Raw genomic sequence first — 12093 nt, 5'->3', positions numbered from 1 at the left:
CCAAAATCACCCCTAAGGATGATTTCAGACAATCTGTGTGAACACTCAACGCAAAACCGTATCTATTTCGTAAGGAGGTGATCCAGCCCCAGGTTCCCCTAGGGCTACCTTGTTACGACTTCACCCCAGTCATGAACCACACCGTGGTCATCGCCCTCCCGAAGGTTAAGCTAATGACTTCTGGTGCAGCCCACTCCCATGGTGTGACGGGCGGTGTGTACAAGGCCCGGGAACGTATTCACCGTGACATTCTGATTCACGATTACTAGCGATTCCGACTTCATGGAGTCGAGTTGCAGACTCCAATCCGGACTACGACCGGCTTTATGGGATTGGCTGACTCTCGCGAGCTCGCAACCCTTTGTACCGACCATTGTAGCACGTGTGTAGCCCATCCCGTAAGGGCCATGATGACTTGACGTCGTCCCCACCTTCCTCCGGTTTATCACCGGCAGTCTCCCTAGAGTTCCCACCATTACGTGCTGGCAACTAAGGACAAGGGTTGCGCTCGTTGCGGGACTTAACCCAACATTTCACAACACGAGCTGACGACAGCCATGCAGCACCTGTCTCACGGTTCCCGAAGGCACACTTCGATCTCTCAAAGCTTCCGTGGATGTCAAGGGATGGTAAGGTTCTTCGCGTTGCATCGAATTAAACCACATGCTCCACCGCTTGTGCGGGCCCCCGTCAATTCATTTGAGTTTTAACCTTGCGGCCGTACTCCCCAGGCGGTCTATTTAATGCGTTAGCTTTGGAACCCACGCCTCAAGGGCACAGACTCCTAATAGACATCGTTTACAGCGTGGACTACCAGGGTATCTAATCCTGTTTGCTCCCCACGCTTTCGCATCTGAGCGTCAGTCTTTGTCCAGGAGGCCGCCTTCGCCACTGGTATTCCTTCAGATCTCTACGCATTTCACCGCTACACCTGAAATTCTACCTCCCTCTACAAGACTCTAGTCTGCCAGTTCGAAATGCAGTTCCCAGGTTAAGCCCGGGGCTTTCACATCTCGCTTAACAGACCGCCTGCATGCGCTTTACGCCCAGTAATTCCGATTAACGCTCGCACCCTCCGTATTACCGCGGCTGCTGGCACGGAGTTAGCCGGTGCTTCTTCTGCGAGTAACGTCACAGCTGACGGGTATTAACCGCCAACCTTTCCTCCTCGCTGAAAGTACTTTACAACCCGAAGGCCTTCTTCATACACGCGGCATGGCTGCATCAGGCTTGCGCCCATTGTGCAATATTCCCCACTGCTGCCTCCCGTAGGAGTCTGGACCGTGTCTCAGTTCCAGTGTGGCTGATCATCCTCTCAAACCAGCTAGAGATCGTCGCCATGGTGAGCCATTACCTCACCATCTAGCTAATCTCACTTAGGCTTATCCAATCGCGAAAGGTGCCGAAGCATCCCCCTCTTTCCCCCGTAGGGCGTATGCGGTATTAGCAGTCGTTTCCAACTGTTGTCCCCCTCGACTGGGCAAATTCCTAAGCATTACTCACCCGTCCGCCGCTCGACGCCCAACAAATCATCCGAAGAATCTTTGTTGTCGTTTCCGCTCGACTTGCATGTGTTAGGCCTGCCGCCAGCGTTCAATCTGAGCCATGATCAAACTCTTCAATTAAAAAGTTTTTTGGAATCCGAAAATTCCGACTCAATGAATTACTGAATTAACTTGTTATAGTCACTCAGTGCAACATTGATATATGAGATATCAATCCTGCGCGAGTGCCCACACAGATTGTCTGACTAATTGTTAAAGAGCGTGTCTCTCATCGAGACAGGAGGCGCATTCTACGCGACTCTCCGTGGCGGTCAAGGGCTAATTCGCTGCCTTGGCGCCGAGTGTCGAAGTTTTGCTCAGCGTCCGTTTTCCTTCCGCTTTGCCCCGTCGACAGGAAGCGCATTATAGGGGGAGAATTTTCTGGCGCAACCCCTTTTTGGATCAAAAAGATCCTTTGCGATCTTTTCCATCAATTCGGTTTAGGAAGCAGCGACCTTAGTCGATAAAAGCAGCCCACGAGCCTTGAGACCAGCCGATAACTCATCTGAAGGGCTGGCTCCGGTGTAGTAGTAGTTGCCGGATTCGGTTCCCGGCACAACTTTAGACTCACTGATAAGGGTGCCGACGCGCCGAGCGATGGCGCTGCCTGAGTCCACCAGTCTCACCTTTGGCCCGAGGATCTGGCCGATCTCCTCATTAAGCAGAGGGAAGTGGGTGCACCCCAGCACCACTACATCCAACGAGGGCTCAAGAGTCAGCGGGGCCAACACCGCCTGCAAGGCCACACTGTCACACCCCTTTCCCGCCAATTTGTCTTCGGCCAGGCGGACCAGGTCGCTGCTGCCCAAGCGAATCACCCGACAATGGGGGGCAAAGTCTTGAATCAGACCATCGGTATAGCTGCGACACACAGTGCCTGGTGTCGCGAGCAGGGCAATGGTTCCGGTGTAGGACAGCGCGGCCGCCGGCTTAATGGCGGGCACCACACCAATGACCGGTATGGACAGGGCAGTGCGCAGGGCAGGCAGGGTCAGGGTACTGGCGGTATTGCAGGCCACCACCACCAGGGCAGGCTTGAGTTCCCGCACCAAAGTGGTAATGAGTTCCACACAGCCGTCGATCAGTTCCTGTTCGGGCAACTCCCCATAGGGAAACCTGGCATTGTCCGCCAGATAGTGGACAGGCCACTGGGGAAAGGCATCGCGGACGTGCTCCAAAATGGAGAGGCCGCCGACACCAGAATCAAACAGAAGAATGGAGCTCATCGACAGGGAACTGTTGCTATACCGGAATAGGCGTTGATTCTCACACAGAGGCCGCCATTTACCAAGGGGACTGGACTTAAGCTTTGGCTTGGTTAGAATTCCCCCTCTCTAAATCCAGACACCGGAGTACTACATGGATCTGAAAGCCCTTGATCCGGCGAACTACGAACAGCAGTTGGCCGAAAAATGCGAGCGTATGAGGTCGATGTTCGCCCCATTCAATGCTCCGGAACTGGAAGTGTTCCCTTCTGAGCCCAAGCACTATCGTATGCGTGCAGAGTTCCGCGTCTGGCACGACGACGATGACCTCTACTACATCATGTTTGATCAGGCTCAGGGCGAAAAGGTACGCACCGACCAGTTTCTGCCGGCCAGCGAACTGATCAACCAGTTCATGCCCAAACTGATGGAAGCCCTGCGCCCCAATGAGCATCTGCGCCGCAAGATGTTCCAGGTGGACTTTCTCTCCACCCTCAGTGGCGAGTTGCTGATCTCCCTGCTCTACCATCGTCAGCTCGACGAAGCCTGGGTGGAAGGGATCAGGGAACTGAGGGATGCCTGGCGCGCCGAGGGCCATAAGGTGGACTTCATCGGACGGGCGCGCAAACAGAAGTGGTGTCTGGACCGTGAGTTTGTGGATGAAACCCTGCAGGTGCATGATCGCCAGATGCACTACCGCCAGATCGAAAACAGCTTTACCCAGCCCAATGGCAAGGTGGCAGAAAAGATGTTGGAGTGGGCGGTAGATTGCACCCGCAACAGCAGCGGCGATCTGTTGGAGCTCTACTGCGGTAACGGCAACTTCTCCCTGGCCCTGGCGCAGAACTTTAACCAGGTACTGGCCACCGAGTTGGCCAAGCCTTCAGTGGAGGCGGCCCAGCACAACATTGCCGCCAACAACATCGACAATGTCACCATCATCCGCATGTCCGCCGAGGACTTCACCGATGCCATGAATGGGGTGCGGGAGTTTAACCGACTGCGGGGCATCGACCTTAAGAGCTACAACTGCAACACCATCTTCGTGGATCCACCACGAGCCGGTCTGGATAAGGAAACCGAGAAGATGGTTCAGGGTTACGAAAAGATTCTCTACATCTCCTGTAACCCGGACACTCTGTTGGACAACCTGCAAACCCTGGGGCAAACCCACAAGGTCACCCGCCTGGCGCTGTTCGACCAGTTCCCCTACACCCACCATATGGAAGCGGGTGTGCTGCTGGAGAGAAAATAGACTGATGTAAAAAGCGCAGCCTTAGTGCTGCGCTTTTTTGTAATCTAGGAATTAGAACAAGGGTCTATAAATCCGAACGCAACTCCCTTCATCAGCACCAGTCCCATGCACTGCTCACCCACTCTAAACGAGTGAATACTGCCTCTATCTCCCTTAAAAGGAACTATGCCCAGTTTGGAACTCTGTAAGTCAAGCTGCCCCATCATAGTGCAAAGATCGCCTTCACACGCCGACACCATGCCGGATACATCAATGGCCATACAGTGGTCTTTCGAGCATCTTTCAAGAGGGAGGGGTAATTGAATGGGCTGAGCTTCACGCAAACTCAGCGCACCCTCCATCAATAAATGGGCTTCCGTAAACGCCTCCGGGCCGCCCATGGAGCGGCATATTTCCGTTTTCGATACCGATACTGACAAACGCTCTGACTCAAGCTCTACCATAGCTTGAGGGTCACTTTTCTTTCCAAACCCATCCAATGGTCGGTTATCTACGGAAAATGCCATGCCCGCTTGCTGAACACTTGGCTTAAACCGCCCAAGATAGGTATCTCCCTTCGAATCCCGATAGGCAAAGCCAAGCTCACTGTAACTTTCTATATCTCGACAAACTTCCGCCGAGGAGTAATTGCCTGAGAGCTGGCCTATCCACAATGCTGGATTTTTCTCAGGAACTGTGGCACATCCAGCCAGAAGAAGAAACAACCCCAAGCATGCAATCTGAAACAACTTTCCTGTCCTCACCTGTCCTCCTTGCAGCGAGCTAAAACAATAAACCCGGGCTGATTGATACTATTTAGGCAGGTTTTCCAGCTCCGGCTCCCGGCCACTGCGCTGCAGCGCTTCCGAGCCTTTGGCGATCATCTTCAGCTGCACGATGAGGCGCTCAGCCAGGGCCTGACGCTCCTTCTTATTCAGATCCAGGGCTTCCGCACCACTGGCAAACACCAGGGTCACCAAAGCTTCCGACTGGGCATAAGCCAAGTCAGGCCGGCGACCGGTTTTCGCCTGCAGGTAGTCGCTGAGTTCTTCAATAAAATGGCGAATCTCACGGGTCACCGCCGCACGAAATGCCGCCGAGGTACCGGAGCGTTCCCGCAGCAACAACCGGAAGACGTTGGGGTTGCTGTCGATGAACTCCATAAAGGTCTCTATGGAGGCTCGAATGACACTGCCCCCCTCTTCGGCCCTCTGACGCCCTTTGCGCATCAGTTGCCTCAGGGTCAGGCCACCCTCATCCACCATGGTCAGGCCGAGCTCTTCCATATCTTTGAAGTGGCGGTAGAAAGACGTAGGGGCAATGCCAGCTTCCCTGGCCACCTCTCGCAAACTCAGGTTGGAGATGCTGCGTTCTGCGCTCAGCTGATTAAACGCAGCATCCAGAAGGGCGCGACGTGTGCGCTCCTTTTGCTGTGCTCGAATCCCCATTACTTACTACCCTTAATTAGAAACTTATGCATTCTAACTTGAATAGAGGCAAAGCTCACCTGCGAGCTGGATCAACCATGGCTTGCGTTATCGGACAAAGATCACCAAAATAGCGCACAGATGTACGCTCAAAGAGACGCAAGGATGAATTCTAAGCCACCACTGATTCTCATCAATACCCTGATCTTCAGCCTCACCGCCCTGGCAGCGGTGACTCTGGCCCCACTCCATGGGGTGCTGGTCGGGTATCAAGCCGAAACCCTGGTTCTGGCCTTCCTGTTCTGGGCCTGGAACGGCCTGTCCATCACCGCCGGATATCACAGACTCTGGTCCCATAAGGCCTACTCTGCCCACCCAGCCGTCCAGTGGTTCCTGGCCATCGGCGGCGCCATGGCCCTGCAGAACAGCATTCTTCACTGGGCCTCCGATCATCGTCGTCACCATAAGTTCGTGGATGACGACAACAAGGACCCCTACAGCGCCAGCCGAGGCTTCTGGTATAGCCACATCGGCTGGATGCTCAGGAACTACCAGGGCGAGCCGGATTACACCAATGCCCGCGACCTGCAGAAGAACCCCATCGTCATGTTCCAGCATCGCCACTACGCCATGCTGGTCCTGGTCACCAATGTGATCACTCCCCTGGTGGCCGGTGCCCTGATCGGCGACATCTGGGGCACCTTCCTGATGGCGGGCGTGGTACGTTTGGTAGCCATGCACCACGGCACCTTCTTCATCAACTCTTTGGCCCATATCTGGGGCAGCCAACCCTACAGTGATAAACAGTCCAGCCGGGACAACGGCGTGCTGGCCCTGTTCACCTTTGGCGAGGGCTACCACAACTTCCACCACACCTTTGAGCATGACTGGCGTAACGGCATCCGCTGGTTCCACTTTGATCCCACCAAGTGGCTCATCGCCCTGTTTGCCAGGTTCAAACTGGCCAACGGACTGAGAGAGGTCCCCGCTGAGCGGATCGAGACCGCCAAGTTGCAGATGCAGCTGAAGCGAAGCCAGGCGATGGCTCAGGACCGTGGACTCTCCGACGAGTGGATTCAGCAGCTCGAGCAACAATATCAGAGTGTTGCCGAGCGGATGCGCGATTACTACCAGGCCAAACAGGCGCTGCTGAAGCAGACCCGGGCGCAGCTGGATGCCTCGACCAAGGCCAGGCTGAAGGAACTTAAGCTGTGCCTGAGAGAGCAGCAACAACAGTGGCTGAAACTGCGACAGCAGTTGGCTAATGCTTAGGGGGTGAAATGACCAGGCTGAGGGAGTGGCAAGCACAGGGAGACTGGTTCCAATATCAGGATCACCGGCTCTTCTTCCTGGACCAGGGGGAGGGAGACACCCTGCTACTGATCCATGGCTTTCCCTCAGCCAGCTGGGACTGGCATAAGCTCCTGCCGGAACTGAGTCAGCGCTACCGGGTGGTGTTGATGGACCTGTTGGGGTTTGGCTTCAGCAGCAAGCCCCACCCTCACGACTACCACATCGCCGACCAGGCTCAAATCCTCGAGGCCCTGCTTGCCCACCTGGGTATTCAGCACTGCCATCTGCTGGCTCACGACTATGGGGATACCGTCGCCCAGGAGCTGCTTGCCCGGGATCCTCAGCGCTACCTCAGCTGCACCTTCCTCAATGGCGGTCTGTTTGCCGACGCACACCGGCCCCTGATGATTCAAAAAGTGCTGGCGTCCCCTCTGGGGCCTCTGCTGGCCCCCTTCCTGGGACAACGGCGTTTCAGTGCCAGTCTGAGGCGGATCTGGGGCTCTCACCCTCTGGAGGATGGTGAGATCAACACCCTGTGGCGATTGCTCAGCCACAACAACGGCCAACGAGTGATCCCCTCCCTGCTGCACTACATGGCAGAGCGCCGTCAGTTCAGTGAGCGCTGGAGCCGCCCCCTGACTCATCCCCCCTGCCCGATGATGCTGATCGATGGCACCCAGGATCCCATCTCCGGCCGCAGCCTGGTTCAGGCTTATCGGGAGCGGGTGCCCGAACCCAGGATTGAAACCCTCGACGGAGTCGGCCACTACCCCCAGTTGGAAGCCCCCCAGCAGGTGCTGCAACATTACCTGGCTTTTCGTAACCGGATTCAGACCAAAGAGAGTGAGTGACCACTCACCGACTCAACGCTTTCCTGCCAGGAAAATTCCAGGTTTTGCCTGTCATACGCCCCCAAACCATACTCCCTTGGGGTATTATCTTGCCCCTGACCAAAAGATTCACAAGCAACAGAGCCCCAGATGAGCAAAGCGATCAAACTGACGGAGTACAGCCACGGCGCCGGCTGCGGCTGCAAAATCTCCCCTAAGGTACTGGATACCCTGCTGACCAGCCAGTTAACCCCCCTCGACGATGCCCGTCTTGTGGTGGGCAACGCCAGCCGGGACGATGCCGCCGTTTATGACCTGGATGGCACCACCGGCATCATCAGCACCACCGACTTCTTTATGCCCATCGTCGACGACCCCTTTACCTTCGGTCGTATTGCCGCCACCAACGCCATCAGCGACATCTACGCCATGGGCGGTACACCCATGATGGCCATTGCCATCTTCGGCTGGCCGGTGAATCTGCTGCCGGCGGAGGTGGGACAACAGGTGATCGAAGGGGGCCGTGCCGCCTGTCGCGATTCGGGTATCCTGCTGGCCGGGGGCCACTCCATCGATGCCCCTGAGCCCATCTTCGGCCTGGCGGTCACCGGCCAGGTTCCCCTGTCTCAGCTCAAACGTAACGATACCGCCACCGCAGGCAGCAAACTCTATCTGACAAAGCCTCTGGGCATCGGCATCCTCACCACCGCCCAGAAGCAGAAAAAGCTCGCCGAAGAGCACGACCAGATCGCCGTGGACGCCATGTGTCAGATGAACAAGGTGGGCGCACAGCTGGCCGCTATAGAGGGTGTCAGTGCCATGACCGACGTTACCGGCTTTGGCCTGGCCGGACACCTCACCGAGATCTGTGAAGGCGCCAACCTGAGCGCCACCCTGGAGATGGACAAGTTGCCTCTGCTGGATCAGGTGGATCATTATCTGACTCAGGGCTGCATCCCCGGCGGCGCAGGCCGCAACTTCGACAGCTACGGCCATAAGCTGCCTGAGCTTGATGCCCGCACCCGCACTCTGCTGTGTGATCCCCAGACCTCAGGAGGCCTGTTGGTGGCCGTAGAGCCCCAGGCCTGTCAGCAGGTAGAGGAGATTCTCCGGACTGCCGGACTGGGGGTTCATCCTATTGGCGAGCTCCAGGCGCCGCAATCCGGCCCCATGGTCAAGGTGGTGTAATGAGAAGCCTCAGTGCCGACCACTATCGGGAACTGCTGTTGTCCGATCGCCCCCTCATCGATCTGCGGGCCCCGGTGGAATTTACCAAAGGCGCCTTCCCCAACAGCGTCAACCTGCCCTTGATGAACGATCAGGAGCGAGCCGCCGTCGGCACCTGCTACAAGCGCGAGGGGCAGATGGCCGCCATCGAGCTGGGCCACAAGCTGGTGCAGGGCAAGGTGAAGGCGCAGCGCCAACAGGCCTGGAAAACCTTCCTCGACAGCCATCCGGACGCCATCCTCTACTGCTTTCGCGGCGGACTGCGCTCCGAACTGAGCCAGCAGTGGATCGCCGAAGTGGGCCACGATCGCCCCTTCATCGAGGGCGGCTACAAAGGAATGCGCACCTTCCTGATGGAGCAAACCGACAGCATCACCGCCTCCACCCCAATGTGGATCATCGGCGGCATGACTGGCTGTGGTAAGACCGACTTCCTCAAGCTGCGCCAGGATATGGTGGACCTGGAAGGACTGGCCAACCACAGGGGATCCAGCTTCGGCCGCCAGGTAACCGAACAACCGAGTCAGATCGACTTTGAAAATGCCCTGGCAGTGCAGCTGATGCGTCACCAGCAGGCGGGAAACCGTCACCTGGTGCTGGAGGATGAAAGCCGGTTAATCGGCCGGGTGTCATTGCCTCTGGAGATGCATGAGCGCATGCAAACCGCCCCCCTGGTGCTGTTGGAGGTGAGCCAGGAGGATCGCATCGAGCGGATTCTTCGCGACTACGTCATCAACATCGCCGCCGACTTCATTGCAAGGGACGGTGAAGAGCAGGGTTTCCTCAACTTCAAAGAACACCTGCTCAGCGCCATGGATCGCATCAAGAAGCGCCTGGGAGACGAACGTCACCGGGAGCTGCGCGCCATCATGGAGCAGGGGTTTGACGACCAGCAACAGGGAGAGATGGACGCCCATCGCCACTGGATCGACGCCCTGCTCAGCCAATACTACGACCCCATGTATCGCCACCAGTTGGAGAAACGCAGGGAACGGGTGGTCTTCAGCGGCGATCACCAGGCGGTTCACCAATGGCTGGACCACCAAGCAGAATAACAAAACGGCCCCGAGGGGCCGTTTTTTATTGCGGGTTCTGCAGGATCTGGTGCCAGGGTAGCGCCGGCGCACCCAATACCAGATAGTTGGGGTTCTCCAGGCTCTCCCGCTCGTTATAGGAGAGGGGGTTCAGCTCTATATCCAGGATGCGCCCGCCCGCCTGTTCGACGATGCACTGGGAGGCGCCGGTATCCCACTCGCCGGTTGGCCCCAGTCGCAGATACAGATCCGCTTCACCCTCGGCCACCATACAGCTCTTAAGCGAAGCACTGCCAAAGGGAATAAATCGGTAGTTGCGTCCCGGTTCCAGCAGCTGGGTCACCGCATCCAGTCTCTGGCGGCGGCTGACCGCGATCACCATCTCCTGCTCCGCCTCGCTGGCTTCCCGGCTGTGGATAGGACTATCACGGCCATCCATGCGCTTGAAGGCTCCCTTACCGTCCACCGCAAAGTAGCAGGCCCGGGAGATGGGCGCGTACACCACGCCCAGGATCGGTCTGTGGTTTTCCACCAGGGCTATGTTCACCGCGAAATCACCACTGCCGGCGATAAACTCCTGGGTCCCATCCAGGGGATCGATAAGCCAATATCTGTGCCAGTTCTGGCGGTCTGCCAGGGGAATATCGGCGTCCTCTTCGGACAGGATGGGAATCTCCGGGGCCAACTGGGTCAGCGCCGACACAATCAGATCGTGAGCCGCCAGGTCCGCCGTGGTCACCGGGGTGTTGTCGGACTTGGTGATCTCCTGAAACTGGCCCTCTTCGTAGATCTCGCGGATCCGTTCCCCCGCCTGGCGGGCAATCTCTATGGCGGGCTCCAACAGGGTGCTAATGCTTTCCAAAACCTCTACCTACTGCGGTCGTACTTCAATTAAGTTTCAGCGCTTTCCTTGCTAAAAACAAGGCGCTGATGGCCCTGGACTCGTTAAAGTCCGGCCGGGCCAGCAGGCCATCCAGATCCTCGATGGGCCAGGGCACCAACTCCAGGGGCTCAGGCTCATCGCCTTCCAGCTTACTGGGCGACAGTCCCTGCGCCAGTAAGATCTGCATCTTGCTAGAAAAATACCCGGGGGCCAGGGCGATCTCCATCAGGTGGGTCAGGCTGTCGGCCCGAAAACCCGCCTCCTCCTGAAGCTCCCGGTTGGCCGCCTCAACGGCACTCTCGCCGGGGTCGATAAGCCCCTTCACGAAGCCAAGCTCATAGGTCTCCGTCCCGACGGCGTACTCCTTCACCAGCAGTACGGTGTGTTCGTCCAGCATGGGCACCACCATCACCGCACCGCGGTTGCCTCCCTGCATGCGCTCGTACACCCGCTCCTCACCATTGCTGAACTGCAGGTGGACCTGCTCCACCCGAAAAAGCCGGCTGCTGGCCACCAATTCAGTGTGGAGGATCTGGGGTTTCTGTTTCGAGCTCATAGGGTCCTGAGTAGTCTGACTGGAGTGAAACTAGGATACACATTCACACACCGATTTGATATCGGTCACAAAACAAAAGGGACGCCCGAGCGTCCCTTAAAGATTCAAAAGCCCGGCACTCGTCCGGAGTATCGAAGAGGGTAGACACCATTGCCATCGGGCTGGCCAAGGAAAGACAGGGACTTGGCCATGGCGTCCGGCTGCTCGGCCGTTGCCTTGATACCGGCGTTCACCTCTACCTGCATATTGGCCTTGAGCAGAGCCGTCCCTGCCACGCCGATGCGGTTGTCCTGCTCGGTCATGGTCAGCTGCAGGTTGCCCTGGCTGCAGCTGAGGGTGCCTGCCAGGTTGCCCAGCGGAAAGGCGCCAAACTGGTTATTCACGTCCAGTTGCTGCACCGTGATGCGACCATTGAGAGCCTCACACCAGGGCTCGCCCTGGCTGCCCTGGGTCAGGTTCAGCTTGACCTCGCCGGCCACCTTGGTGCGAAACGGCAAACGGCGATTGCCCACCAGGGTTGAGATGGGGCTCTCCAGGCGCAGACCTTCGACCTCCAGCCCTGAGAAGCCATAACGAATGGTGCCCCGCCCCTGAACGTCACCGCTCACCGAGACCACAGCTTCCAGCTGGCCCCCGATCAATGCCCACCAGGGATCCAGATCCCAGGTGAGGTTTTCCAGGCGACGTCCAGCTACCGTCACAGTGTCGGCACGCCCGGCCCAGACTGTGCCCTCCAGGCCAGACACCTGCACACCTTTGGGTTTGGGAGAGAATTGCCACACCAGCGACACCGGTACGGTCACCGCCAGGAACACCAGGTAGAGCACCAGAGCACCCAGACCATACTTCAGATAACGCAT

The 12093-nt window shown here is 57.4% G+C and carries 11 protein-coding genes and 1 rRNA gene; 5 read left to right on the top strand and 7 right to left on the bottom strand.

The features are described from left to right. Positions 1-70 precede the first annotated feature (70 nt). A 16S ribosomal RNA gene (locus QUE41_RS01100) occupies positions 71-1625 on the bottom strand. Positions 1626-1984: 359 nt separating this feature from the next. Then, on the bottom strand, positions 1985-2770 hold the full coding sequence (murI, locus tag QUE41_RS01095; RefSeq protein WP_286341181.1) for a glutamate racemase: 786 nt from the start codon (positions 2768-2770) through the stop codon (positions 1985-1987). A gap of 133 nt (positions 2771-2903) precedes the next feature. Here murI and trmA point away from each other — a divergent pair, with 133 nt between their 5' ends. Continuing rightward, positions 2904-4004: a tRNA (uridine(54)-C5)-methyltransferase TrmA gene (gene trmA / locus QUE41_RS01090; protein ID WP_286341180.1), complete on the top strand. Its 1101-nt coding sequence runs from the start codon at positions 2904-2906 to the stop codon at positions 4002-4004. Positions 4005-4048: 44 nt separating this feature from the next. On the opposite strand, the gene QUE41_RS01085 is transcribed toward trmA, so the two are convergent. Together QUE41_RS01085 and fabR are read right to left on the bottom strand one after the other, a co-directional pair. Further along, positions 4049-4732, bottom strand: a complete 684-nt coding sequence (locus QUE41_RS01085) for a hypothetical protein (protein ID WP_286341179.1) — start codon at positions 4730-4732, stop codon at positions 4049-4051. 63 nt (positions 4733-4795) lie between these two features. After that, entirely contained in the window at positions 4796-5431 is a 636-nt protein-coding gene (fabR, locus tag QUE41_RS01080) for an HTH-type transcriptional repressor FabR (RefSeq protein ID WP_286341178.1), read from the bottom strand. A 144-nt stretch (positions 5432-5575) separates the two neighbouring features. On the opposite strand from fabR, the gene QUE41_RS01075 reads away from it, so the two are divergent. From QUE41_RS01075 to mnmH, 4 genes are all read left to right on the top strand, one after another. Then, positions 5576-6682 (top strand): acyl-CoA desaturase, encoded by a 1107-nt coding sequence (locus tag QUE41_RS01075; protein ID WP_286341177.1) that lies wholly within the window; start codon positions 5576-5578, stop codon positions 6680-6682. An 8-nt stretch (positions 6683-6690) separates the two neighbouring features. Then, the gene (locus QUE41_RS01070) at positions 6691-7554 is read left to right on the top strand and encodes an alpha/beta fold hydrolase (RefSeq protein WP_286341176.1); all 864 of its coding nucleotides are present in this window, start codon (positions 6691-6693) and stop codon (positions 7552-7554) included. A 129-nt stretch (positions 7555-7683) separates the two neighbouring features. Beyond that, a complete protein-coding gene (selD, locus tag QUE41_RS01065) occupies positions 7684-8721 on the top strand; it encodes a selenide, water dikinase SelD (RefSeq protein ID WP_286341175.1) in 1038 nt (345 codons plus the stop codon). Continuing rightward, positions 8721-9815, top strand: coding sequence for a tRNA 2-selenouridine(34) synthase MnmH (gene mnmH, locus QUE41_RS01060; RefSeq protein ID WP_286341174.1), 1095 nt, complete (start codon positions 8721-8723; stop codon positions 9813-9815). The genes selD and mnmH overlap by 1 nt, the downstream gene beginning before the upstream one ends. A 25-nt stretch (positions 9816-9840) precedes the next feature. On the opposite strand, the gene cysQ is transcribed toward mnmH, so the two are convergent. The 3 genes from cysQ to QUE41_RS01045 all read right to left on the bottom strand — a co-directional run bounded on the left by cysQ (position 9841) and on the right by QUE41_RS01045 (position 12093). Then, positions 9841-10656 (bottom strand): 3'(2'),5'-bisphosphate nucleotidase CysQ, encoded by an 816-nt coding sequence (gene cysQ / locus QUE41_RS01055; protein ID WP_286341173.1) that lies wholly within the window; start codon positions 10654-10656, stop codon positions 9841-9843. A gap of 25 nt (positions 10657-10681) precedes the next feature. Beyond that, the gene (gene nudE, locus QUE41_RS01050; RefSeq protein ID WP_286341172.1) at positions 10682-11233 is read right to left on the bottom strand and encodes an ADP compounds hydrolase NudE; all 552 of its coding nucleotides are present in this window, start codon (positions 11231-11233) and stop codon (positions 10682-10684) included. A 104-nt stretch (positions 11234-11337) separates the two neighbouring features. Continuing rightward, on the bottom strand, positions 11338-12093 hold the full coding sequence (locus QUE41_RS01045) for a type II secretion system protein N (protein ID WP_286341171.1): 756 nt from the start codon (positions 12091-12093) through the stop codon (positions 11338-11340).

Origin of the sequence: Ferrimonas sp. YFM (assembly GCF_030296015.1) — a bacterium.
In the GTDB taxonomy this organism is placed as follows: domain Bacteria; phylum Pseudomonadota; class Gammaproteobacteria; order Enterobacterales; family Shewanellaceae; genus Ferrimonas.
This window is presented reverse-complemented; position numbering and strand designations above follow the sequence as displayed.

What these genes read in the sequence shown, in the direction of transcription:
- murI (WP_286341181.1), bottom strand. Translation starts at nt 2,770, where the DNA reads ATGAGCTCCATTCTTCTGTTTGATTCTGGTGTCGGCGGCCTCTCCATT.
- trmA (WP_286341180.1), top strand. Translation starts at nt 2,904, where the DNA reads ATGGATCTGAAAGCCCTTGATCCGGCGAACTACGAACAGCAGTTGGCC.
- selD (WP_286341175.1), top strand. Translation starts at nt 7,684, where the DNA reads ATGAGCAAAGCGATCAAACTGACGGAGTACAGCCACGGCGCCGGCTGC.
- fabR (WP_286341178.1), bottom strand. Translation starts at nt 5,431, where the DNA reads ATGGGGATTCGAGCACAGCAAAAGGAGCGCACACGTCGCGCCCTTCTG.
- QUE41_RS01070 (WP_286341176.1), top strand. Translation starts at nt 6,691, where the DNA reads ATGACCAGGCTGAGGGAGTGGCAAGCACAGGGAGACTGGTTCCAATAT.
- nudE (WP_286341172.1), bottom strand. Translation starts at nt 11,233, where the DNA reads ATGAGCTCGAAACAGAAACCCCAGATCCTCCACACTGAATTGGTGGCC.
- QUE41_RS01075 (WP_286341177.1), top strand. Translation starts at nt 5,576, where the DNA reads ATGAATTCTAAGCCACCACTGATTCTCATCAATACCCTGATCTTCAGC.
- QUE41_RS01045 (WP_286341171.1), bottom strand. Translation starts at nt 12,093, where the DNA reads ATGCGTTATCTGAAGTATGGTCTGGGTGCTCTGGTGCTCTACCTGGTG.
- mnmH (WP_286341174.1), top strand. Translation starts at nt 8,721, where the DNA reads ATGAGAAGCCTCAGTGCCGACCACTATCGGGAACTGCTGTTGTCCGAT.